Annotated in this window: 21 protein-coding genes; 11 read left to right on the top strand and 10 right to left on the bottom strand. The window is 70.6% G+C overall.

All coding sequences use genetic code 11. The annotated features are described in order from the left end of the window. The 4 genes from BWO91_RS12280 to BWO91_RS12270 form a co-directional block, all read right to left on the bottom strand. A complete protein-coding gene (locus BWO91_RS12280) occupies positions 1 to 1,173 on the bottom strand; it encodes a diguanylate cyclase domain-containing protein (RefSeq protein ID WP_064295324.1) in 1,173 nt (390 codons plus the stop codon). After that, complete coding sequence (locus BWO91_RS12275) at positions 1,170 to 1,895, bottom strand: sensor histidine kinase (RefSeq protein ID WP_167620472.1); 726 nt, start codon at positions 1,893 to 1,895, stop codon at positions 1,170 to 1,172. The genes BWO91_RS12280 and BWO91_RS12275 overlap by 4 nt, the downstream gene beginning before the upstream one ends. Further along, positions 1,799 to 2,905, bottom strand: a complete 1,107-nt coding sequence (locus BWO91_RS19945; RefSeq protein ID WP_167620471.1) for a hypothetical protein — start codon at positions 2,903 to 2,905, stop codon at positions 1,799 to 1,801. Before BWO91_RS19945 ends, BWO91_RS12275 begins: the two co-directional genes overlap by 97 nt. Positions 2,906 to 2,981: 76 nt before the next feature. Beyond that, positions 2,982 to 3,464, bottom strand: coding sequence for an Lrp/AsnC family transcriptional regulator (locus BWO91_RS12270; RefSeq protein WP_064295326.1), 483 nt, complete (start codon positions 3,462 to 3,464; stop codon positions 2,982 to 2,984). Positions 3,465 to 3,657: 193 nt separating this feature from the next. Between BWO91_RS12270 and BWO91_RS12265 the strand changes: the two genes are divergently transcribed. Together BWO91_RS12265 and BWO91_RS12260 are read left to right on the top strand one after the other, a co-directional pair. Then, positions 3,658 to 4,464, top strand: a complete 807-nt coding sequence (locus tag BWO91_RS12265) for a PP2C family protein-serine/threonine phosphatase (protein WP_071262360.1) — start codon at positions 3,658 to 3,660, stop codon at positions 4,462 to 4,464. Positions 4,465 to 4,555: 91 nt separating this feature from the next. Beyond that, the gene (locus BWO91_RS12260) at positions 4,556 to 7,609 is read left to right on the top strand and encodes an FtsK/SpoIIIE domain-containing protein (protein ID WP_079002748.1); all 3,054 of its coding nucleotides are present in this window, start codon (positions 4,556 to 4,558) and stop codon (positions 7,607 to 7,609) included. A gap of 31 nt (positions 7,610 to 7,640) precedes the next feature. Here the strand turns inward: BWO91_RS12260 and BWO91_RS12255 are convergent, their stop codons facing one another. Together BWO91_RS12255 and gabT are read right to left on the bottom strand one after the other, a co-directional pair. Continuing rightward, positions 7,641 to 8,645, bottom strand: coding sequence for an asparaginase (locus BWO91_RS12255; protein WP_064295329.1), 1,005 nt, complete (start codon positions 8,643 to 8,645; stop codon positions 7,641 to 7,643). Beyond that, positions 8,642 to 10,015, bottom strand: a complete 1,374-nt coding sequence (gabT, locus tag BWO91_RS12250; RefSeq protein WP_064295330.1) for a 4-aminobutyrate--2-oxoglutarate transaminase — start codon at positions 10,013 to 10,015, stop codon at positions 8,642 to 8,644. Before gabT ends, BWO91_RS12255 begins: the two co-directional genes overlap by 4 nt. An 82-nt stretch (positions 10,016 to 10,097) precedes the next feature. On the opposite strand from gabT, the gene BWO91_RS12245 reads away from it, so the two are divergent. Next, positions 10,098 to 10,580 carry an OsmC family protein gene (locus tag BWO91_RS12245; RefSeq protein WP_153303449.1) on the top strand — a complete coding sequence of 161 codons (483 nt, stop codon included), beginning with the start codon at positions 10,098 to 10,100 and terminating at the stop codon, positions 10,578 to 10,580. A 21-nt stretch (positions 10,581 to 10,601) separates the two neighbouring features. On the opposite strand, the gene BWO91_RS12240 is transcribed toward BWO91_RS12245, so the two are convergent. After that, entirely contained in the window at positions 10,602 to 11,414 is an 813-nt protein-coding gene (locus tag BWO91_RS12240) for a lysophospholipid acyltransferase family protein (RefSeq protein WP_079002747.1), read from the bottom strand. 146 nt (positions 11,415 to 11,560) lie between these two features. Between BWO91_RS12240 and BWO91_RS12235 the strand changes: the two genes are divergently transcribed. The 7 genes from BWO91_RS12235 (at position 11,561) to ispG (ending at position 18,790) form a co-directional block, all read left to right on the top strand. Continuing rightward, positions 11,561 to 12,559 (top strand): FKBP-type peptidyl-prolyl cis-trans isomerase, encoded by a 999-nt coding sequence (locus BWO91_RS12235; protein ID WP_079002746.1) that lies wholly within the window; start codon positions 11,561 to 11,563, stop codon positions 12,557 to 12,559. 35 nt (positions 12,560 to 12,594) lie between these two features. Next, positions 12,595 to 13,674 (top strand): 1-deoxy-D-xylulose-5-phosphate reductoisomerase, encoded by a 1,080-nt coding sequence (locus tag BWO91_RS12230; RefSeq protein ID WP_071262356.1) that lies wholly within the window; start codon positions 12,595 to 12,597, stop codon positions 13,672 to 13,674. An 85-nt stretch (positions 13,675 to 13,759) separates the two neighbouring features. After that, a complete protein-coding gene (locus tag BWO91_RS12225) occupies positions 13,760 to 15,094 on the top strand; it encodes a M50 family metallopeptidase (protein ID WP_079002745.1) in 1,335 nt (444 codons plus the stop codon). A gap of 121 nt (positions 15,095 to 15,215) precedes the next feature. Then, positions 15,216 to 16,424, top strand: coding sequence for a sensor histidine kinase (locus BWO91_RS12220; protein ID WP_079002744.1), 1,209 nt, complete (start codon positions 15,216 to 15,218; stop codon positions 16,422 to 16,424). Continuing rightward, the gene (locus tag BWO91_RS12215; protein WP_079002743.1) at positions 16,421 to 17,080 is read left to right on the top strand and encodes a response regulator transcription factor; all 660 of its coding nucleotides are present in this window, start codon (positions 16,421 to 16,423) and stop codon (positions 17,078 to 17,080) included. Before BWO91_RS12220 ends, BWO91_RS12215 begins: the two co-directional genes overlap by 4 nt. Before the next feature lie 134 nt (positions 17,081 to 17,214). Continuing rightward, positions 17,215 to 17,553, top strand: coding sequence for a hypothetical protein (locus tag BWO91_RS12210; RefSeq protein WP_079002742.1), 339 nt, complete (start codon positions 17,215 to 17,217; stop codon positions 17,551 to 17,553). Positions 17,554 to 17,629: 76 nt separating this feature from the next. Then, complete coding sequence (gene ispG / locus BWO91_RS12205; RefSeq protein ID WP_064295337.1) at positions 17,630 to 18,790, top strand: flavodoxin-dependent (E)-4-hydroxy-3-methylbut-2-enyl-diphosphate synthase; 1,161 nt, start codon at positions 17,630 to 17,632, stop codon at positions 18,788 to 18,790. A 44-nt stretch (positions 18,791 to 18,834) separates the two neighbouring features. On the opposite strand, the gene BWO91_RS12200 is transcribed toward ispG, so the two are convergent. Genes BWO91_RS12200 through BWO91_RS12190 form a run of 3 tightly spaced genes read right to left on the bottom strand, consistent with a single transcriptional unit; the run spans position 18,835 to position 22,374 of the window. Continuing rightward, positions 18,835 to 20,142 carry a DUF6716 putative glycosyltransferase gene (locus BWO91_RS12200; protein WP_153303448.1) on the bottom strand — a complete coding sequence of 436 codons (1,308 nt, stop codon included), beginning with the start codon at positions 20,140 to 20,142 and terminating at the stop codon, positions 18,835 to 18,837. Positions 20,143 to 20,173: 31 nt separating this feature from the next. Continuing rightward, on the bottom strand, positions 20,174 to 21,103 hold the full coding sequence (locus tag BWO91_RS12195) for an N-acetylneuraminate synthase family protein (RefSeq protein ID WP_079002740.1): 930 nt from the start codon (positions 21,101 to 21,103) through the stop codon (positions 20,174 to 20,176). After that, positions 21,100 to 22,374, bottom strand: a complete 1,275-nt coding sequence (locus BWO91_RS12190) for an acylneuraminate cytidylyltransferase (RefSeq protein WP_079002739.1) — start codon at positions 22,372 to 22,374, stop codon at positions 21,100 to 21,102. The genes BWO91_RS12195 and BWO91_RS12190 overlap by 4 nt, the downstream gene beginning before the upstream one ends. Before the next feature lie 198 nt (positions 22,375 to 22,572). On the opposite strand from BWO91_RS12190, the gene BWO91_RS12185 reads away from it, so the two are divergent. Next, on the top strand, positions 22,573 to 23,574 hold the full coding sequence (locus BWO91_RS12185; protein ID WP_079002738.1) for an AAA family ATPase: 1,002 nt from the start codon (positions 22,573 to 22,575) through the stop codon (positions 23,572 to 23,574).

The raw sequence follows: 23,574 nt of genomic DNA, 5'->3' as shown, positions 1-23,574 counted from the left end.
TCAGCGGCCCGTCGGCGACGATGAGGCGAGGACCGTGCGGTTCCCGCCGGCTGCCGCGGCACGCAGGCTGGCGTCGCCGGCGGCGCGCGTGAGGACGGCGACGTCGTATCCGAGGTAGTCGGTCAACGCGATCCCGATGCTCGCCGTCGGGCGCAGGCGCGGTGTGGTCTCGACGGGGTGGTCGAGCAGACCGTCCTGGATGCTCTTGGCCGCCTGGAGCGCGACGTCGGCATCCACCGCGGGGGTCGCGATCAGGAGACACCCGGCGCCGTCCTCGCCGATGTCGGAGAGCGTCGGACCGTATCGACGGACCGAGGAGATGAACCCCTCGGCGACCTCGCTGCTGAACGCCGCTCCGAACGCCGTCGTCATCTCATCGAGGTCGTCGAGTCGGACGTGGAGGATCGCGAGCTGCTCGTCGTGGAAGTTGGCCCGCTCCAGCCAGTCCTCTACGATGCGGACGAAGGACTCCTGGAGGAGGACGTCGTCACCCGTGTACGCGACGATGCTCCCGTGCCGTCGGCTCGCCGGCGCGGCCCGCTCCGCACGCAGTACTGAGAGCACCACGGTCGCGACGATCAGGAGCGCGATCAGCAGCAGCGAGGCGGCCACGGTCCCGAAGAGCGTCGTGAACAACGCACCGTCCGGCCCCTCCACGAGGAGTGTGATCAGCCGGGCTGCGAAGAACAGGGACGCGATGCCGAGCACGATGGTGAAGCCACGGGTGGTCGGGTTGTCCCGCATCGCGCCGACGAGCGTCTCCGCGGTGCCGAGGCCCGCGAACAGGGCGATGCACAGGAACGTCGCAGGCGCGCCCGCCCAGGGGCCTCCCGAGGGCCCGGCAGCGAGCGCGGCGACGATCGTGACCGCCGTTCCGACGAGCGAGACCCAGAGCAGACTCGATTTGCCGTTGAAGAGCCGTGCGCCGGACCACAGGGCGGCGATGCTCAGCACGTAGCCACCGTTCCCGGCGGCGGTCGCCCACCAGGCCTCCTGGCTGAGCGCGCTGACGACGTAGGAGAAGCTGGTGAACATCCCGGCCATGTAGGACACGGACCACACCCGCCCGCTCGCGTCGTCCTTCCGCATGAAGGTGTTGACGATGAACGTGGCGCCGCAGACGAAGATCACGAGCGCGTTGATCACCGCGACGGTCTCGCTGTCGAAGGTCATTCGGTGCCGCCTCTCGGAATACGGACCACCGCGGTCGTGCCCTCACCGAGCACGCTGTGGACGGTGAGGTCGCCGCCGTGCAAGCGGACGATGTCCCGACTGATCGCGAGGCCGAGACCGCTGCCGTGCACCGTGGAGTTGCGGACGAGGTCGGAGCGGAAGAACCGCTCGAAGAGCTTCGGCTGATCCTCATCGGAGATGCCGATGCCGGTGTCGCGCACGATGACCCAGGCGGTGTCGCCCTCCGCGGTGACGCCGACGCTCAGCTCCCCGCCGTCGCGGTTGTACTTGATGCCGTTCGAGAGCAGATTGTCGACGACCTGCCGGAGGCGGAACGGGTCGGCGAAGAGCGGCACGGTCTCCTCGTCGTGGCGCACGATGCTGATGCTCCGTTCGGCGGCCAGGTGCGCCAACGACTCGACCGACCGGTCGACGATCTCCCGGAGCTCGCACTCGGAGCGTTCGAGCACCATGGTCCGGTTCACGTCGCGCGAGGCGGCGAGGATGTCCGCGATGAGTTCGAGGAGTCGATCGCCGTTCGTCTGGGCGATCGTGAGCTGCTTCGCGACCCGCGGGGGGAGGCCGGGGTCGTCGAGGGCGAGGTCGAGGTAGCCGAGGATGGACGTCAGCGGCGTCCGGAGTTCGTGCGAGACGGAGGCGACCAGGTCGTCCCTGGCGCGGATCGCGTTGATCTCGCTCGTGACGTTGCGCGAGACGAGCACCGTGCCGTCGTATCCGCCTTCGTGGTCGTAGAGGCGGCGGGAGGTGAGGGCGAGGGCGATCCGCTCGGTGCCGGGGCGCCGAGCCACACCGTGAGGTTCTCGAACTCCTCACCACGACGTGCGCGGATGTACGGCTTGTCCTGCGGCTGGAGGAGGGCCAGTCCGTCCTCGGCCCACACGGGGAGTGCAGGGTTGACGTCGGACAGCTCGCCGACCTCGTCCTGCAGCCGCGTCTGGAACCGGTTCACCATCGCTCTGGCTCCGATGCGGTCGAAGCGGACGACGCCGAAGTTCACGGCGTTCAGGATCTCCGCGAGGCGGCTCTCCTGGTCTTGCGCGCGACCCAGGGCGGTCTCGAGCTGGCCGGCCTGCTTGTTCAGCAGCACGCGCTGCGCCTCCGTCCGCTTCGCCGTCATCGCGGTGGAGACGGCGACGAACGCGAGGACCGTCGGCAGGATGACGAGCGCCGGCAGGTTGGCGATCGTGATCTGCCCCGGTGTCATCGCCAGGGTGGACCAGCTCGACGTGCACACGAGCACGATGGCGGTGACGGCGCCGGCGAGGCCGAAGGCCGTCGCCATCCAGATGGTCGGGAAGACCCAGAGGAGGCCCGCACCGATCAGTGGCTCGCCCTGCCGGATGAGTGCGATGGCGATGATGTCGAGGATGGGAAGCACGATGAGCAGGCGCGGTGCCTGGTGCCAGGGCACGATCGGTGCGAGTGCCGTGGCGATGAACGCCAGGATCACGCCGACGTAGAACAGGACCGAGTTGTCGTCGACGCCTTGGAACAGGAGCGTGGCGAACAGGATCGCGACGACCGCGAGGCCGAAGAGCAGCTGTGGGAAGGCACTGTAGCCGGTCATCCGGCCGACGCGTCGGGGGACCTCGACCGCGTGCGGGCCCGTTCTCGTGGGGCCGGTGTCCGAGCGACCCGGTGCCGAGGCGGTGTCACCCGACGTCGACGGGCCGGACGGGGGAGTCCGTTCTCCGGTCGGCTTCGCGGGCATGGGTCGAGCGTACCTCTGTCGGGGGGTGGCGGAGCGTGATACGAGGGACGGCTTGCGCTGGCGCGGGAGAATCCCCCTAGCGGGTGCCCCAGTCGTAGAGCTGCTTGTGCAGGCGCAGATAGACGAAGGTCTCGGTTCCGGAGACGCCGTCGACGGTGCGGATCTCGTCGTTCAGCAGCGCGATCAGTTCCTCGTCGTCCTCGCAGACCACTTCGACCAGCAGATCGAAGGAGCCGGCGGTCAGGACGACGTAGTCGACGGCGGACAACGCGGACAGGCGGTCCGCGACCACTCGCGTGTCACCGGTCACACGGACACCGATCATCGCCTGCCGGGTGAAGCCCAGCTGCATCGGGTCGGTCACCGCGACGATCTGGATGACGCCGGACTCCGTGAGTTTCTGCACCCGTTGCCGTACGGCGGCCTCACTGAGCCCGACAGCCTTCCCGATCTCGGCGTAGGAGCGACGTCCGTCGGTCTGGAGCTGCTCGATGATCGCCTTCGACGTGTCGTCGGGCGGCGCCGCCTTCGCCGGTGCATCGGAGCTCGCTCGTGTCATGCGTCGATCATGACAGCGCAGACGGGTCGCGGCAAGCGGATCCGCAGGCCCGACCGATCTCGGCGTGCGGATCCGTCGTCGCCGATCCCCGGACGGAATCCGCCGAGCCGGGTGGGGCGGTCCTGCGGTCGGCCGGTACCGTACTATCGTCGAGGGTGCATCAGCCACCGCCAGCCGTATTAGAGGAGCAGACGTGACCGAGCACGGGCAACGGACCGTCACGCTGCCCGGCGGGCGTCGAGTCTCACTCGCGTGGGCCGGCATGACCGATGTCGGCAAGCGGCGCGAATTGAACGAGGACGCCTTCGTGGCGCTCCCTCCCGTGTTCGCCGTGGCCGACGGCATGGGCGGGCACTCCGCCGGCGAGGTCGCGAGTGCGGCGGTCGCGCACCGCCTGACCAAGGCCACCGAGGGAGCCGAGATCCTCACCGTCGACGGCCTCGTCGACGCGCTGCGCATGGCCGTCGCGGACATGATCGACACCGCGGAGGAGGGCGAACTCGGCATGGGTACGACCGTCACCGGTGTCGTGTTGACGGCGGACGAGGGCGAGGGTCGCGTCGCGGTCTTCAACATCGGCGACTCCCGGGTGTACCGCCTGCAGGAGGGCGAGCTGGTCCAGGTCACCGAGGACCACTCGATCGTCCAGGAGCTGATCCGCGCAGGGGCGATCAGCCCGGAGGAGGCGGAGTTCCACCCGAACAGCAACATGATCACCCGGGCCGTCGGTCCGTCGGACGACCCCGTACCTGACGTCGAGCTCTTCCCGATCGAGACCGGTGCCCGATGGCTCGTCTGCTCGGACGGGCTTACGAAGGAACTCACCGACCACGGGATCTGGTACTTCCTGACGGAGGGGGCCACGCCGGTCGACGCGGCCGAACTCCTCCTACGTGCCGCCCTCGACAACGGCGGACGCGACAACGTCTCGGTCATCGTGCTCGATATCGCGGCGGTCGACGAGGCCGTGGACGAGAGCGTCGAGCAGCCCGCCTCCTGAGCCCGCTCCACAGCCGCTGCTCGCGCGGGCTTCGCGCCCGGTCGGACCGTCCCGTCAGCCGGTCACGGCCGCTGGGTGCTCCACTGGAGCCATGAGCTCTTCGGACGTGACGCCCTCCGCGACCAACTCGCACCGGCCCGCGACGACGTCGGCCCGCCTCCGTGCCCCCAGCCCACCGGCAGAGCCGCCCAACGGGTCGCTCCCGATCCTCGCAAGTCTCGCCCCGGTCGTCGGGTCGGTCGCCCTGTTCGCGATCACCGGCTCACCCGTGACCCTCGTCTTCGCCGCGCTCGGACCCCTCATCGCCGTCGCCGGTTACATCGACGCACGCTGGACCAGACGGCGGCGCGGACGACGGGCGCGTGCGGCGTACGACGCTGCGACGCAGGAGCTGGAACAGGACGTCGCGCGAGCGCATGCCGAGGAACGCGAGGAACTGCGAGCACTCCACCCTGCCGGTCGGCTCCTCGACGTCCTCGACGGACCTGATCGCGCCAGGTGGCGGGTACCGGAGGCCCGCCGCACGCTCGTCTGCATCGGGCGAGGGGAGACGAAGAGTGCCGTCCGGGTGGATGCCGGGGCCGACGACGACCGGTGGGCGTGGGCGGCACGGCTGTCCGAGGCGCCGGTCGTGGTCGACGCGGTCGAGGGGATCGGCATCGTCGGTGGCAAGGTGTTCGCGCGCGCGGTGGCCCGCAGCATCCTCCTGCAGCTCGCCCGACAGTTCCCGCCGCAGGCAGCGCAGTTCTCCGGGGACCCCGCGGCTCCCGACGACCGCACCTGGGCGTTCCTGGAGGGCCTCCCGCACCGCGCGGTCTCGGACCCGGTGGAGCCGGTGCGCGACGGGGGTGCGGCGGACCCGACAACCCTCGTCTCGGTCGTCGAGCGTTGGGAAGCGGTCGGGGCCGTCGCGGGGCGCTCGGGAGGACGCCCACCGACCGGCGGTGTGCTCGTCGCCCTGTCCGACACCGTCGAGCTCATCCCCACCCGCTGCCGACACCTGCTCGTGCTCGGCACCGACGGGCAGACCGTCCTCGCCGACGGGACCGGCGCCTCCTCGTCCGTGTCGGTGTCGCCGACCCTGCTCGCGGAAGCCGAGGCGGAGCACGTCGTCGGGGCGCTCACCGCAGCCGCACTCACGACGGGGGAGTCCCCGGCCCTCTCGAGTCTGCCGACCGACGTCGCCTTCGCGCAGGTGCATCCGGTGCGGGGCCGTCGCCCGCCGGCGGGATCCGACTGGCGGCCGGATGCGCTCCGGGTCGCCGTCGGCACCGGCGTCGAGGGCGTGCAGCTGCTGGACCTCGGGGCGGACGGGCCCCATGCGCTGGTCGGCGGCACGACCGGGAGCGGGAAGAGCGAGCTGCTCATCACCTGGATCACGGCTCTCGCCGCGCAGTGCTCGCCGCAGGAGCTCTCTCTGCTCCTCGTCGACTGCAAGGGCGGCGCCTCCTTCCAAGCGGTGGAAGCCCTGCCGCACGTGGTCGGGATGGTGACCGACCTCGAACCGGGAGCGGCGGACCGGGTCGTGTCGAGTCTGCGCGCCGAGCTCCGCCACCGCGAGCGTGTGCTCGCCGGACACGGGGCTCGGCACCTGCTCGACCCCGTGCTTCTGCCGGAGCATCGCCCGGCACGGCTCGTCGTCGTCGTCGACGAGTTCCAGGCGCTGCTCGACGCCAGCCCGCACCTCCATCAGGTGTTCGCAGACCTCGCGGCCCGCGGGAGATCGCTCGGCCTGCACCTGATCCTCTGCAGTCAGCGTCCGGCGGCGGTCGCCGCCGACGCCATCCTCGCGAACTGCACGCTCCGTCTCTCGCTCCGGGTCACCTCGCGCCCCGACAGCGCCGCGATCCTCGGTGTGCCCGATGCAGCTGCGATCCCGGCCGGAACACCGGGCCGCTGCATCGTCTGGAACGGCGACCGACGACTCGTGTTCCAATCCGCGGTCACGTCGTCCGACGACGTCCTCGCGGTGCGTGAGCGGTGGCGCGACGCGCCTGCACCTCGGCGACCATGGCTCGACCCCCTGCCGGCACGCCTGGCCTTGGGTGCCGTCTCGGCGATCGAGGCGGGACGTGCCGGAGGCTCGGAGAGCACCGGTGTCGACTGTCCTCCCGGGGAGGGCATCGTGTTCGGCCTCGCGGACCTCCCCGAGGAGCAGGCGCAACGCCCCGCGGTGTGGTGTCCGGAGCACGACGGCTCGCTGCTGGTGCTCGGCACCGGACGTTCCGGTCGAACGACCCTGCTGGACACGCTCGAGGTCGGCGCGCGCGATCGCTTCCGCGTGGAGCGCGTCGGCCAGGATGCCGAGCAGGCCTGGGACACCGTCATGGCGCTGTCGGATCCGCTCCGTCCGACCGAGCGCACCCTCCTCCTCGTCGACGACGTGGAGTCGCTCCTCGCCACCGCCGGGGACGAGCACGGCGCCGCCCTCCGCGACGCACTGCTGGGCCTGCTTCGAGACGGCGGCCGCCGCGGTATCAGCGTCGTCCTCGCCGCCTCCCGGCTCGGCGGTGTGGTCCACCGGTTCTCGGCTCAGCTGAGCAGCACGCTCGTCCTCCGCCTCGCCGATCGGCAGGATCATCTCGTCGCCGGCGCACCCGCCTCCTGCTTCGATCCACGCCGACCCGCCGGCCGCGCGCACTGGCAGGACGCGGAAGTGCAGATCGCGCTCGCTCCACCGTCTCCGGCGTCTCCGTCCTCGGCGCCCGGGGTCCACCGCTGGCGGCCGAGCCCGGCACGCGCGACCGTCATCGTCACGCGCGCGACCGGAGCGGTCCGGGCGATGCTGCAGCGCTCGACCGGTACGGAGCAACGCGTGCGGCTCATCGAACCGGCGGCGCACCTGTTCCCGTCCGCACCGCTCGCGGGCGTCGCGGGCATCGAGAGCGACGTCCTGGAGGACGACGCCGCGATCGTCGTCCTCGTCGACCCCGAGACGTGGCTGTCGGGCCGGTTGGTCGTCGGGCGAGACCTTCCGCCGAGCACCGCCGGTGCCGACCTGGTGGTCCACGGCTGCTCCTCCGCCGACTTCCGACAGGTGACCAGGAGCCGTGAACTCCCACCGCTCCTCGGCTACGCGAGCGGCCGTGCCTGGTGGTGGCGAGCCGGACAGGAGGCGATGCGTGTGGACCTGCTCGGTTCCTGACCCGAAGGCACCGAGGCTGTCGGCCGGGTGGTCAGACCGCGGTGACGGCGATCCGCCCGACGACGGCGGCTCCACCGTGGATGGCCAGGTCGAGTTCCGGTTCGAGGGCGTCGACGGCGGCCGCATCGAGCGCTCCGACCGAGACGAGCAGCCGGAGGGCGACGATCGTCGAGGCCCGGAGCGAGCCGTCGAGGACCTTCAGCGCGACGGTCGCGCCGCCGGGTGCCGACATGACCATCACGCCTTCCGCCCCGAGCTTCGCGAACAGGCCGAGGCGCTCGATGACGAGCGTGTTCGCCCGCCCTGGTCCGTCGAGTGCCCAGCCGTTGGCGAGCACCGCCGCTGTGAGCAGGCCGGCATTCCGGTACAGGGCGAACGGCGAGGTGGGGGAGGAGTTGACGACGCGTCCGATGCCGCGTGCGAGTCCGGTCAGAGAGATCGCGTAGACCGGCGCCCCGCAGCCGTCGACCCCGCTGGCGGCGGGCTTCTCGCCGGTGAAGCGCTCGACGGTGTCGCGGACGGCGAGCTGCAACGGGTGGTCGGGCTCGAGGTACGTCGCCTGGTCCCACCCGTTCTGCGCGCAGGCGAGCAGCATGGCCGCGTGCTTCCCGGAGCAGTTCATGTACAGGGGGCTCGTGCCGAGGCCGTCCCGGACCAGCTCGTCGCGGGATACGCGATCACCGGGCCAATCGGCCGGGCACTGCAACGCCGAGTCTTCGATCCGGGCCCGGCCGAGCATGCTGCGGACGACCTGGACGTGCTTCCGGGTCCCCGCATGGCTCGCGGTGGCGAGCACTGCCTGAGCGCCCTCGAGGGACACCCCGGCGTTCATGATCGTGATGGCCTGGAAGGGCTTGAGGCACGAACGGGGGAAGACGGGTGCGTCCGGTGCTCCGAGACTTGCGAGCACTTCGCCCTCCGGCCCGAGGACGATCGCCGACCCGGCGTGTCGTGACTCGATGAAGCCGCTGCGCTCGACGACGGCCAACTCCACCGCGTCCGAGACACCGAAGGTCTGGGGGACCGCCGTGCTCACAGTGCTGCGAGCGCCTGATCGATGACCGTCATCGCGTCGGCGATGAGCTCGTCGGAGACCGCGAGGCTCGGGAGGAAGCGGAGGACGTTGCCGTAGGTGCCGGCGGTGAGGACGAGCACGCCCTGCTGCGCGGCGGCTGCGGCGATGGCGCTGACGGCGGCCGGGTTGGGCTCCTTCGTCGTCGAGGCGGTACCCGGCTGGACGAGTTCCATCGCGATCATCGCACCGATGCCGCGGACGTCGCCGATGATGTCGTACTTGCCCTGGAGTTCGAGCAGCGCCGCCGTCAGGGTGGCGCCGATGCGATCCGCTTCGGCCAGCAGGCCACGGGACTCGATCGACTCGAAGACCGCGACCGACGCGGCACACGCGACGGGGTTGCCACCGAAGGTGCCGCCGAGGCCGCCGGGCTGGCTCGCGTCCATGATCTCGGCACGCCCCGTGACCGCAGCGAGCGGCAGACCGCCGGCGATGCCCTTCGCGCTCAGCACGAGGTCGGGGACGAGGCCGAAGTGCGAGCTCGCGAAGTACTCGCCGGTGCGCGCCATGCCGCTCTGGATCTCGTCGGCGATGAACACGACGCCGTTGGCCGTGCACCACTCCTGGAGCGCGGGGAGGTAGCCCTCCGCGGGGACGACGAAGCCGCCCTCGCCCTGGATCGGCTCGACCACGAGGCACGCGAGGTCGGTGGCGCCGATGCGCTTCTCGAGGTAGGCGATGGTGCGGGCAGCAGCCGCCGCTCCGGACAGGCCGTCGTGGTAGGGGTAGGAGTTGGGGGCGTGGTAGACGTCGCCGGCGAACGGGCCGTAGCCGGTCGCGTACGGGGCGGCCTTGTAGTTCATCGCCATGGTCAGGTTGGTGCGACCGTGGTAGCCGTGGTCGAGCACCGCGACAGCCCGCCGACCGGTGTACTTGCGGGCGATCTTCACGCCGTTCTCGACCGCCTCGGCGCCCGAGTTCACGAGCACCGACTTCTTCGCGAAGTCGCCCGGAGTGTGCTCGGCGAGGAGCTCCGCGACGCGCACGTACTCCTCGTAGGGGGTGATCGTGAACAGGGTGTGCAGGACGTCGGCCGCCTGGTCCTGGACGGCGTCGACCACGGAGGACTCCGTGTGGCCGATGGTGGTGACGCCGATGCCGGCACCGAGGTCGATGAACTGGTTGCCGTCGACGTCGACGACGATGGCGCCGTGCGCGCGCTCGATGTACACCGGGAGGACACTCGACACGCCATCGGACACGACTGCGGTCCGGCGGGCGTGCAGCGCCTGTGAGCGCGGGCCCGGGACGGCCGTCACGATGCGACGCTCCTGCGTCACGCTGGGGGCGGAGGCGGTCGTCTGGTCCGTGGTGTCGAGCGTGTCAGTCATAGTCCTCCAGCGTAGCGCGACCTCCCGACAGCGGGGCCGCGAACGCGGGCCGCGGTGGAGAGGCCAGTGGGATACTGGTGGCATGATCACGGGCCACCACGACTACACCATCGGCGTCCGCTGGGACGGAGACCTCGGGACGGGCACGAGCGGGTACCGGGACTACTCCCGGGAGCTCACGGTGACGGCCGCCGGGAAGCACGACCTCCAGGGCTCGGCCGACAAACCGTTCCGCGGCGACCCGGGTCGGTGGAACCCTGAGGAGCTGCTCCTGGCGGCCCTCGCGCAGTGCCATCTGCTGTCCTACCTGCATGTCGCCGTGACCCTCGGTGTCGTGGTGACGGCCTACACGGACGACGCCGTCGGGACCATGGTCGAGGACGGCGCGGGGAGCGGTGCGTTCACGGAGGTGGTCCTGCGTCCGCAGGTCACGGTCGCCGATGCATCGATGGTCGAGGCGGCGCGAGCCGGGCACGCCCGCGCGAACGAGCTGTGCTTCATCGCCAATTCGGTGAACTTCCCGGTCCGTCATGAGCCGACGATCGTGGTCGCGACGACCACCTGAGGAGTGGACCGACGCCGCGGCTCAGAGCCGCTCGGGGCGGAAGGCGCGCTTGATGCGCTCGACGGTGTCGGCGGGCGGCGACTCGTTGTAGGCGTTCGCGAGCTCCTGGCCGGTGAGGGCGTGGATCGCCGCCATGATCTCGTCCGTCGCCTTGCGTCTGGCGCGTCCTGAGGTCGCCGGTCCATGGTGGCTCACGTCGATGGGTTCACCGAAGATCACCGTGACCGGTTTGAACTTCGGGATCGTCGTGCCCACCGGCATGAGGTCGTCGGTGCCGATGAGGCCGACCGGGACGACCCTCGCACCCGTGGTGAGTGCCAGCCAGGCGACACCGGTCCTGCCGCGGTACAACCGTCCGTCGAGCGACCGGGTGCCCTCGGGGTAGATGGCGAAGGCCTCCCCGCTCTCGAGGATCCGGCGTCCCTGGTCGAGGGCTTCCTGCGCTGCCTGCCCGACACCACGTTCGACCCCGACCGCGCCGATCGAGGTGAAGAACGTGCGCGAGACCCAGCCCTTCAGGCCGCGTCCGGTGAAGTAGTCGGACTTCGCCAGGAACTGCACCCGGCGTGGGGCGCTGATGGGGATCGCGATGCTGTCGATGAACGAGAGGTGGTTGCTCGCCAGGATGACCGGCCCACGCTTCGGGACGTTCTTCCGGCCGATGATCTTGGGGCGGTAGAGCAGCTTCGCCGTCGTGTTCAGGACGGCTCGTCCGAAGTAGTAGACGACACCGGGTTTCGAGGGCGTGGCCACCGTGTCGGCCGTCGTCGGCTCGACGGTGGCCTGGTCGGAAGGTTCCTGGGCGCGTCGCTGCGTCTGCTCCTCATCGGCCATGCGCACGACTGTACCCGCCGACGCATGCGCGACCCGGCATACTGACGCGCGCCGGTGCACCGAGGATGTTCGGCGCGCTGTCAGCCAGCATGGAGCCTGGTGGGTGAGACTGGACCGACCCCTCAGCAACGACCGAAAGTTCCCCTGTGCGCAAGAGCCTCTGCCTTCTGGCCGTCATCGCGTCCCTCGTGTCGCTGACCGCGTGCAGTTCGGCGACGTCGCAGTCGCAAGCGCTGGCCAGCCCGGGGGAGTGCGCCGACACGAGTGCCGGCAAGGCGTCCAAGGCGATCAGCGTGAGCGGTGACTTCGGCTCGATCCCGGAGGTCACCTTCGCCAAGGGCACGCTCTCCGCAGACACCACAGAACGCACGATCGTGTCGAAGGGCGACGGCGAGCGGGTCGATCCCGGCGACACGACGTTCGTCGAGATGTCCATCTACAACGCCGTGACCGGTTCGATCGTCGCGCAGACCGCCTACGGCGCCAGCCCTGCCACGGCGATCGTCGTCAATGATCAGAAGTACCTGAAGGGCCTCGTGCGAGCCGTCGAGTGCACGACGGTCGGATCCCGCGTCGCGGCCTTCGTCACGGCGGGCGACGGGTTCGGTTCCGCGGGGTCGAGCGACGGCACGGTCCAAGCCGACCAGCCGCTCGTCGTCGTGGCCGACGTCCTCAGCACGGTGCACAGCGACGCCAAGGCGGACGGCGTCCCGCAGGAGCCCGTCGCCGGGATGCCGGCGGTCGAGCTCGACACCGCCGGACGACCCACGGTCACCATCCCCGAGGAGCCCGCTCCGGCCGATCTCCAGGTCGCGGTGCTCAAGCAGGGCGACGGCGCAGTGGTGCAGCCCGACGCCGAGGTCATCATCAACTACCAGGGTGTGAACTGGCGCACCGGCGAGGTCTTCGACGAGAGCTGGGGCAACGGGCCGACCAACTTCCAGCTGTCCGCCGTGGTGAAGGGCTTCTCGAGCGCCATCGCCGGCCAGCACATCGGTTCGCAGGTCATCGCCGTCATCCCGCCCGACCTCGGGTACGGACCGAGTGGCGGCAACAGCCAGGCGGGTATCGAGGCCGACGACACCATCGTGTTCGTCATCGACATCCTCGATGCGAGCAGCACCACGGCTCCCGCCGCGGGCTGAGCGGCCGACTCGGTCGCCGACGTAGACTGACCGCCGTGAGACGCGTCATCATCCTCGGATCAACCGGCTCGATCGGCACGCAGGCACTCGACGTCATCCGGGGTGACCGCGACCGCTTCGAGGTCGTCGGCCTGACGGCCGGCTCGAACGCAGAGCTCCTCGCAGAGCAGGCCGCCGCCTTCCACGTCGACGACACGGCCCTGGGCGCGGCCGACGCCGAGCGGCTCATCCGCAGTGTCGACGCCGATGTGGTGCTGAACGGCATCACGGGCTCCATCGGGCTCGGCCCGACCCTCGCGGCGCTCGAGACGGGCCGGACGCTCGCGCTCGCGAACAAGGAGTCGCTCATCGTCGGTGGCGACCTCGTGCGGCGGATCGCGGCACCCGGCCAGATCGTGCCCGTCGACTCCGAGCATTCCGCGATCGCCCAGGCCCTCCGTTCCGGCACTGCGACCGAGGTGCGGCGGCTCGTCCTGACCGCCTCGGGAGGACCGTTCCGCGGACGGGACCGCGCATCGCTCGTCGGCGTCACGCCGGCTGAGGCGCTCGCCCACCCCACCTGGGACATGGGTCTCGTCGTCACGACGAACTCGGCGACCCTCGTCAACAAGGGGCTTGAGGTGATCGAGGCGCACCTGCTGTTCGACGTCCCGTACGACCGCATCGAGGTGACGGTCCACCCGCAGTCGATCGTCCACTCGATGGTCGAGTTCATCGACGGTTCCACCATCGCCCAGGCCTCGCCGCCAGACATGCGGCTCCCCATCTCCCTCGGGCTCGACTGGCCCAACCGGGTCGGAGGCGTCGGCGTCCCGCTCGATTGGACCTCGCCCCAGCAGTGGACGTTCGAGCCCCTCGATCACGAGGCCTTCCCCGCCGTGCGACTGGCCAAACTCGTGGGCGGACAGGGCCGCACCTATCCGGCCGTGTTCAACGCCGCGAACGAGGAGGCCGTTGCGGCCTTCCACGCGGGTCGGCTGGGCTACCTCGGCATCCTCGACACCGTCCGCGCGGTCGTGGACGACCACGAGGCACCCGAGGGCGAACTCACCCGGGAGGCGCTCGCGGAGGCGGAGCGCTGGGCGAGGGCTCGCGCGCAGCAGCGCATCGGCTGACCTGCCCGTTCATCGTCGGAAGCTTCCGAGCGGCCGTACAGCCGGCGTGCAGCCGGTGACCCGACCGCGCGAGTAGGGTTACGCCGTGGAATCCGTCCTCCTCTACCTCCTCGGCATCGTGATCGTGCTCGTGGGCCTCATCGTGTCCATCGGGCTGCACGAGGTCGGTCACCTCGTGCCCGCCAAACTGTTCGGCGTGCGGGTCACCCAGTACATGATCGGCTTCGGTCGCACCATCTGGTCGCGTCGCAAGGGGGAGACCGAGTACGGCGTCAAGATGATCCCGCTCGGCGGCTACATCTCGATGATCGGCATGTTCCCGCCCAAGCAGCCCGGCGGTACCGCCCGGAACGCCAGCACCGGCTTCTTCGACACGCTGGTCCAGGACGCGCGTGAGGCGAGTGCCGACACGATCGGCGCCGGCGACGAGGAGCGCACCTTCTACCGGCTGCCCGTCTGGAAGCGGATCGTCGTCATGCTCGGCGGCCCGTTCATGAACCTCGTCCTCGCCGTCCTGTTCATCGGTATCGCCGTGTCGGGGTTCGGTGTCCCCCAGCAGAGCAGCACGCTGACCTCGGTGTACGAGTGCGTGTTGCCGTCCACGAGCGACCGCCAGAGCTGTGCAGCGGGGGATCCGCAGGGTCCGGCGGCCGCCGCAGGGCTGAAGCCCGGCGACACGATCCTCTCGATCGACGGCACCCCGATCTCCACCTTCGCCGAGATCTCCGCGGCCGTGCAGGATTCGCCGGGCAAGCCGTTGGCCCTCGAGGTCGCCCGCGGTGAGCAGCGACTCGACCTCACCCTGACGCCGTTGCTGCTCGAGCGGGACGTCGTCGACGCCGAGACCGGCAAGATCGAGACGAACGCCGACGGCTCGGCGAAGACCCACGAGGTCGGTTTCGTCGGCATCACCCCGCAGCAGCAGATGGTGGCGCAGCCCGTCACCACGATCCTGCCGACCGTCGGCGACACGATCGCCCGGACCGCCAACATCATCCTGAACCTGCCCCAGCGACTCATCGACGTCGGGCAGGCCGCGTTCGGGTCCGGCGAGCGCGATCCCAACGGGCCGATGAGCGTCGTGGGCGTCGGACGGGTCGTCGGCGAGGTGGTCAGCCTCGACGAGATCCCCGCCGCGTCGAAGGCGGCGACCGTGTTCGGCATCCTCGGGTCGCTCAACGTCGCGCTCTTCGTCTTCAACCTCATCCCCTTGCTGCCCCTCGACGGCGGGCACGTCGCGGCAGCGCTCTGGGAGGCGATCCGTCGCCGCTTCGCAAAGGTCTTCCGACGTCGCGATCCTGGGCCGGTGGACGCGGCGAAACTCATCCCGCTCACCTTCGGCGTGGTGATCGTCCTCGGCGGCATGAGCGCGCTCCTCGTGTACGCCGACATCGTCAAGCCGGTCAACCTCTTCGGCTAGGCCGACGCCGACGGGGCCCGCGGGAGCCTCCCATCCCGGTACGGTCGTACTCCTCGGGGAGTACGGCGCGAGGCTCCGTGCGGGCGACGCGGCGGCTCCGACCCGCGAGTAGCATGCAGGGATGGCATCGGTCGAGACGGGTTCGGCACCCTGGATGACGCCGGGCGATCGCCGACCCGGGCGCCCCGTCTGGCGCCTCTGGGCACCGGTGGTGGTGTCCTTCCTCGTCCAGGTGCCCGCGACAGCGGTGCTCGCCCTCCACGGTTCCTTCGGCCCGGGTGCCGGTGCCTCGGGGTGGTCACGTACCTCGGCCGTCCTCCTGGCACTCGCCGGCGTGCTCTGCCTGCTCGCTGCCAGGCGGTCGCCCGGGCCGACGGTCGCGGCGGTCGCCGTGTTGTCGAGCGCCTCGATGCTGACGGGTCCCACCTGGGGCCCTCCCGCCGTCGCGCTCGCGTTCGCCGCGGGGTCCGGCATCGTCCGTGGGGCTCGCGGCTGGACCTATCCGTCGCTGGGACTCGGGTGGGCGCTCGCCCTGGTCATCGCGCTCGCCGTCGGCTGGAAGGTGTCGGGCTTCCGCGTCGGGGCCACGACCGCCCTCGTCATCGTCGCCGTCCTCCTCGCCGAGGGACTCCGCACCCGGCGCGAACAGCTCGACGCGGATCGCCGGCGTCAAGGCGAACGTCGGGCGTCCGCCGCTCAGGAGGAGCGCGTGCGCATCGCCCGTGAGCTGCACGACGTGGTCGCCCACTCGCTCGCGCAGATCACCGTCCAGGCCGGTATGGGGCTGCACCTCATGGACACCCAGCCCGAACGTGCCAGGGAGGCGCTGACGAACATCAAGGGGTCGAGCAAGGCGTCGCTCGACGAGGTCCGCGGCCTCCTCGACGTCCTCCGTGGTGCCGATGCGGCCCAGGATCCCACGACCGGCGCGCCGAGGCGCCCGGGGCCGGATCTCGAGGCACTGCCCGTCCTCGTCCAGTCCCTCCGAGACCAGGGCGTCGACGCGGTCCTCGAGCAGCGCCTCGTCTCCACGCCCGGCGCGGCCGTGCAGCAGGCGCTGTACCGGATCGCGCAGGAGAGCGTCACGAACGTCCTCCGGCACGCGCAGGCCGGACGGGTCTCCGTCGAGCTCATCGAGGTCGACGGCACCTACCGCCTGCTCGTGGAGGACGACGGAGTCGGTGCCCCACCCGGACCCGCGGAGCACGGCAACGGCCTCCTCGGCATGACCGAGCGCGCCGAACTCCTCGGCGGCACCCTCGAGACCGGGCGGAGTCCGCTCGGTGGCTTCCGTGTCACGGCCCGGGTGCCGGTCCGAGGCGTCGCATGATTCGCGTGGTCGTCGCCGACGACCAGGCACTCATCCGTGGCGGGTTCCGCGCCCTCCTCGACGCGGAGCCCGACATCGCGGTCGTGGGTGAGGCGGCCGGTGGCGACGAGGCGCTCGCCGTCGTCCGTCGGGAACGGCCGGACGTGGTCCTCATGGACATCAGGATGCCCGGAGGCGACGGCCTGGCCGCCACCGAAGCCATCGTCGCGGATCCGACGCTCGAGGCCACCCGCATCATCGTCGTCACCACCTTCGAACTCGACGAGTACGTCGCGCAGGCGATCCGGGCGGGCGCGAGCGGCTTCCTCGTCAAGGACACCGAGCCTGCCGAGCTCATCCGAGCCGTCCGCGTGGTCGCGTCGGGTGACGCCCTGCTGTCGCCCGGGGTCACGAGGCGGCTGCTCACCCAGGTCGCCGGAGCGATCGCCGCGCCGCTCGACGACGCCGCGATCGCCGGGCTCACCGAGCGCGAACGCGAGGTGCTGGGTCTCGTCGGACGCGGACTCACCAACGAGGAGATCGGAGCGGCGCTGTTCCTCAGCCCGCTCACCGCGAAGACCCACGTGTCGCGCATCATGTCGAAGCTCGCGGCGCGCGACCGGGTCCGACTCGTCGTCATCGCCTACGAGACGGGGCTCGTCAGTCCCGGCGTTTGAGCGCCGGGTGGTCGTACTCCCGGGGGAGTCCGGTGATCCGTCCCATCGTCGGATGCCCTCGGCCGCCATCCGGAGGAGGCTCGGGGTCGTGATGCGGACGACGGTCGTCGTCCGCCCGACGAACGGAGTCCTCCATGTCCACCTCCCTGATCGTGCTCGCCGCGACCGCCATGCATCCCGGCGGTCCCGGGCCGGGCTTCCACCTCCTCTGGCTGCTGCTCATCCCCGCGTTCTGGATCGCCGTGATCGTCCTCGTCGTCGCGCTAGTCGGTCGGCGGTGGCGTCGCCGAGCCTGGTCCGGGGCGTCCCCGGACGGCAACCAGGGCCCGCCGTGGGCCTGGCATCAGGACGGGTCCCGGAGCGCCGAGCAGACGCTCGCCGAGCGCTTCGCCCAGGGCGACATCGACGAGGTCGAGTACCGGGAACGGCTCGGCGTCCTGCGTGCGAATCGCGAGGCACCACCCGCCCGTTGACCGTGGATCGCGACGTCCCAGCAGGCATTCAGCTCACGGGGAGCCTGCGGGGCGTCGCGCGCGTAAGCTGAGGCTCGTGGTAGCTATCAATCTGGGTCTTCCGTCGGTTCCCGAGACGCTCAGCCCGCGGCGCAAGTCGCGACAGATCAAGGTCGGCAAGGTGCTCGTCGGCGGCGACGCCCCGGTGAGCGTCCAGTCGATGACGACGACCCAGACGACCAACATCAACGCGACCCTCCAGCAGATCGCCGAGCTCACGGCCTCGGGCTGCGACATCGTCCGCGTGGCCGTCCCGACCCGCGACGACGCCGAGGTGCTGCCGATCATCGCGAAGAAGAGTCAGATCCCGGTGATCGCCGACATCCACTTCCAGCCCGCCTACGTCTACGCCGCGATCGACGCGGGGTGCGCGGCCGTCCGGGTCAATCCCGGCAACATCCGGAAGTTCGACGACCAGGTCGGCGAGATCGCCCGGCGCGCGAAGGCCGCCGGCGTCTCCCTCCGCATCGGCGTCAACGCCGGGTCCCTCGACCCGCGGTTGCTGCAGAAGTACGGCAAGGCGACCCCCGAAGCGCTCGTCGAGAGCGCCGTCTGGGAGGCGAGCCTCTTCGAGGAGCACGACTTCCACGACTTCAAGATCTCCGTCAAGCACAACGACCCGGTCGTCATGGTGAAGGCCTACCGGCTGCTCGCCGAGCGCGGTGACTGGCCCCTGCACCTCGGCGTGACGGAGGCAGGTCCTTCCTTCCAGGGAACCATCAAGAGCGCGACCGCGTTCGGCATCCTGCTCTCCGAGGGCATCGGCGACACCATCCGTGTCTCGCTCTCCGCGCCGCCGGCGGAGGAGATCAAGGTCGGGCTGCAGATCCTGCAGTCGCTGAACCTCCGCGAGCGCAAGCTCGAGATCGTCTCCTGCCCGAGCTGCGGGCGCGCCCAGGTCGACGTCTACAAGCTCGCGAACGACGTGACCGACGGCCTCGAGGGGATGAGCGTCCCCCTGCGGGTCGCCGTCATGGGCTGCGTCGTGAACGGCCCCGGAGAGGCTCGCGAGGCCGACCTCGGCGTCGCGAGCGGCAACGGCAAGGGCCAGATCTTCGTCAAGGGCGAGGTCATCAAGACGGTTCCGGAGTCGGAGATCGTCGCGACGCTCATCCAGGAGGCCAACCGTCTGGCCGCCGAGATGCCCGCGGACGACACATCCACGGGCGCACCGGTGGTGACGGTCGGCTCCAACTGAGCCGGATCACCGCCCGACCGGTCTCCGATCGAGCGGTGATCCCGTCAGCGGGCTGTGTGGTGACGCGCCCCGTGCGGAGCGCGCACCGGCGTCTCCGTCTCGATCGGTGCGAGCCGACGGGAGGCGATCGGTTGCCGCTCGGCAGGCTGGACGCCCCGAGCGCGACGGACCAGACGGCGAGCGATCTGCAGTGGCCGCCCGATGACGAAGGCGACCGTGCCCAGCGCGCTCGTGTCGGCCCGCCCGAACGCCCGACGACGCTCCCAACCGGTGCGGAGCATGCCGCCGCGACTCTGTCGTGCACGAGGACGGACCGGCAGGGTCCCGAGGTCGCGCGCGGCGAACGCCTCCTCCGACCGCTGGATCCAGTCGTCCTCCGGGGCGGGGTGGAAGTAGTTCTGCTGCAGCCAATCCGGGTTCGGGAACCGGAAGCGGGCGGCCATGAGGTCATCCTTTGGGGCGAGCAGCCCGCTGCCCTCGAAGACGGTGTTGATGAGCGCCGGGTCAACACCGAAGTCGTCGAGCAGGATGACCGGCACCCCGGCGGCGATGGCCTCGATCGCAGCCGTGGAACTCACGGTGACGAGCCCGGCCGCGTGGCCGAGGTGGACCGCCATCGACCCGGTGGCGACCCGGAGGTTGTCGGGTGTGGGACCGGTCAGGAGGGTGTCGAAGGGGTAGTGCTCGTGATGGGTCTGCGGGTCGCCGGCGAGGCCGCGCACCTTGATCACGACGTCGAGGTCGCGGTGCCGGATCGCGAGGGTCCGCAGCCAGGAGAGGATCCGGAGCCGGTCGCCGCGGTCGGCCGGGACGGTGGCCTGGGCGGCGAAGACGACCCGGGTACGCGGGGCGGGCTCGGCCGGTGGCTCGGTCGCCGGGTCCGTCAGGAACGGCAGGGTCGCGAGCGCGAACGCCGGCTCGACCCCGTGCGTCAGCGCGAGTTCACGGTAGGCGGCGACCTCGCGGTGGCTGTGCAGGACGAAGACGTCTGCCTGCGCACGGAGGAAGATCCCCTTCCACTTCGCCGGGATGGAGATGCCGGGGAGACCGGTGAGGAGGACCGGGCGGGTGGCGCGGCCAAGCGCGAGGAGTTCCGAGATGACGACCTCGGCGACCGGCCCCCGCGTGGAGACGAACACGCCGTCCGGCTGCTCGGTCCGGATGAGGTCGACGAGTCGTCGGAGCGACAGGCGACGGACGGTCCGACCCTCGAACGCCGTGTGGAGCAGGGCGATGTCCACCTGCCGGTCCGTGGCGGACACGTCGCTCTCGATGAGGACGAGGTCGACGTCCCAGCCGGTCGCGCGGGAGAGGGTGGCGGCGCCCCACTTCACGAAGGAGTCGGAGTCCACCACCCCGATCACCCGACGTCGGGGCCCATGATCAGGCATCGACCCTGCGCAGCTTCGCGAGTGGGGCGAGTTCGCCGGGGAAGATGCGCTTGACGCCGTCACCCATGGCGGTCTCGATGACCCGGATGTCGCGGACGAGGTTCGAGAAACCGTGCGGTTCGAGCGACGCGGCGTGGTCCGAGCCCCACATGGCACGGTCGAGCGTGATGTGGCGTTCCACCATCGTGGCTCCGAGGGCGACCGCGGCGAGGGAGATCTGGAGACCGGTCTCGTGGCCGGAGTACCCGATGGGCACACCGGGGTACCGGGCGGCGAGGCTGTCGATCATCCGGAGGTTCGCCTCTTCGGCGGGCAAGGGGTAGGTGGAGGTCGCGTGGAGGATGACCAGCGGAGAGCCCCGGAGGATCTCGACGGCGCGGTCGATCTGCTCGAGCGTCGACATGCCGGTCGAGAGGATGATCGGCTTCCCCGTCGCGGCGAGACGGGTGAGGAGGCCCGAGTCGGTCACCGAGGCGGACGCGACCTTGTGGGCGCTGACGCCCAGGTCCTCGAGGAAGTCGACGGACGGTTCGTCCCACGGGGAGGCGAACCAGCTGAGGCCGCGCAGGGTGGCGTGGTCGCCGATCTCGATGTACTGCTCACGGTCGAACTCGACCCGGTAGCGGTAGTCGAGGTAGCTCATCTCACCCCACGGCGTCTGCCGCGGGACGTCGCGCATGTGCGTCGGCGTCGAGATCTCCGGCGTGCGCTTCTGGAACTTGACGGCCTGTGCGCCGGCGTCGGCGGCCACGTCGATGAGTCGCTTCGCGAGCTCCACGTCGCCGTTGTGGTTGAGACCGATCTCCCCGATGACGTACGCGGGAGCGCCGCCGCCGACGGGGATGCCGTCGATGCGCACGGGAGACGGCTGCGTCCGGCCGTCGAGGTCGGTGGTGTCGTTCGCGTCCTGGTGGATGCTCATGGTCGTGCTCCGTTCGATTGCAGCGTGGACAGCTTCAGGGGGTCGAGGGCCGCGCGTGCGCGTGCGGCGAGGACGAGGTCGGCGAGTTCGCGGACGGCGCCGTCGCCGCCTCGGCGTTCCAGGACGAGCCGGGAGACGGCACGCGCCTCCGGGTGCGCATCGGCGACGACGACCGGCCAGCCGACGATCTCGAGTGCCGGGATGTCGTTGACGTCGTTGCCGAGGTAGGCGATGCGGTCGAGTGGGACGGCCTTCGCCGCGGCCCAGTCGCGGAGCGCGGTCGCCTTGTCGGCGGAGCCGTACACGACGTCGACGCCGAGTTTGGCCGCGCGTGCGGCGACGATCGGGACCCGCTCGGTCGACAGGATCAGGAACGGCAGTCCGGCCTCGCGCAGCAGACGGACGCCGAGGCCGTCACCGCGATGGACGCTCACCCGTTCGACCCCGTCGGCGTCGATACTGGCGCGGTCGTCGGTGTGGACCCCGTCGAAGTCGGTGACGACGGCGGCGACGTCGAGGTGGTGCTCGGAACGCTCCGAGCCCGACGGGATGCCCAGCTGGCGTTCGGCGAGTCCGGCGATCGCCTCGGCGACGAGCAGATCCTCCGGTTCGTCGATGTCGAGCGCGGCGAAGGACCTGGTGACGGCCGGCGCGATCCGGCCAAAGAAGCGGTGTCCGGCCTCGAGGAAGCCGTCCGTGTCGAAGACGTAGAACGAGCCGGTCTCGCGGTACTGCGGGGCGCGGTCCTGCCGTCGGGGACGCTCGCGGTGGTCGTGACCGATCCCTCGGGCACCCTTCGCCTTCTCCGTCCAGAGGAATCCGTGGTCGAGCACCGCGGCGAAGACGGAGTCCGCCCGCCCGGAGGAGACCAGGGCGACGGCGTCGTCGAGTGCCTCCACGTCGAGGAAGGGCGACGTCGCCTGCGCGAACACCGTCACGGGGGTCAGCTCGCCGCGCTCCGCGAGGACGCCGAGCGCGTGGAGGAGCGCGGCCTCGGAGGAGGTGCTGTCCTCGGCGAGTTCGGCCGGCCGGTCGATGACCTCGGCGCCTGCGGCGACGGCGGCGGCGGCGAGGTCCGGGTGGTCGGTCGTGACGACCACGCGCGAGACGCCACCGGACCGCAGCAGTCCGTCGACCGCCCGTGCGATGAGGGTGCTCCCGCGGACCGTCCTGAGGTTCTTGCGGTGGATCCCCTTCGAGCCGCCCCTGACCGGAACGATCGCCGTTGCGCCGTCGGTCTCCGGGTGCCTCCCGTGCGCTGCAGATGTCATCGATCCACGGTAGGAAGCGGCGGTGGACGCGAGGGGGACGGTGGGCGAACGGCTCCCGACGCCCGGGTGGCCATCCGGTGGCCGAGGCGCCCGGGCTCCGGATCTTCACACGTAGACTGTTCGGACCGCCGGGTTCCACCAGGCGGATCCGCGTTCGACGGTCATCCGTCCGGACCGCCAGCCTCGCCAGGGAGACCAGTGACCGTGACGCCGAGCACCCCCATCGCGCCAGCCGAGCTGCAGCGGGCCCGCAGCATCCTCTCTGAGATCGTCGGTGCCTACGACGCGAAGGTGGTCGGTCAGCAGGGCCTGCGCACCACCCTGCTCGCGGCACTCGTCTCGGGCGGACACGTCCTGCTCGAGAGTGTCCCAGGACTCGCGAAGACGACCGCGGCGGAATCGATCGCCCAAGCGGTGAACGCGTCGTTCAAACGCATCCAGTGCACCCCCGACCTGTTGCCGAGCGACATCATCGGCACGCAGATCTACGACGCCCGCACCGGTGCGTTCCAGACCCAGCTCGGTCCCGTGCACGCGAACTTCGTGCTCCTCGACGAGGTCAACCGGTCGAGCGCGAAGACCCAGAGTGCGATGCTCGAGGCGATGCAGGAACGCCAGACCTCCATCGGCGGCACGCACTATCCGTTGCCGAAGCCGTTCTTCGTCCTCGCCACGCAGAACCCCATCGAGCAGGAGGGCACGTACCACCTTCCCGAGGCGCAGCTCGACCGCTTCCTCCTCAAGGAGGTGCTCGACTACCCGACGATCGGCGAGGAGGCCGAGATCGTCCGTCGGGTGAACTCCGGGCTCTACGAGACCGACCAGGATCGCCCGGGGGTGAGCCTCGAGGACGTCCTGTTCCTGCAGTCCCTCGCCAAGCGGGTCTACCTCGACGCGTCGATCCTCAACTACATCGTCCAGACGGTCTACGTGACCCGCCATGCGAGCGACTACCTGCCATCGAAGCTCGCGAGCTACATCGAGTACGGGGCGAGCCCGCGTGCCAGCATCGCGTTCAGCACCGTCGCGCGGGCGCTCGCGATCCTCGCCGGTCGGGACCACGTCATCCCCGAGGACGTCAAGGGCTACCGCCACCAGGTGCTGCGGCACCGCATCATCCTGAACTTCGAAGCCGCGGCCGACGACGTCTCGCCCGAGACGATCATCGACGCCGTCTTCGGAGCGGTCCAGGCACCGTAG

Origin of the sequence: Plantibacter flavus (assembly GCF_002024505.1) — a bacterium.
GTDB classification, from domain to species: domain Bacteria; phylum Actinomycetota; class Actinomycetes; order Actinomycetales; family Microbacteriaceae; genus Plantibacter; species Plantibacter flavus_A.
The sequence above is the reverse complement of the archived record's forward strand: the minus strand, read 5'-3'. Positions and strand labels throughout refer to the sequence as shown.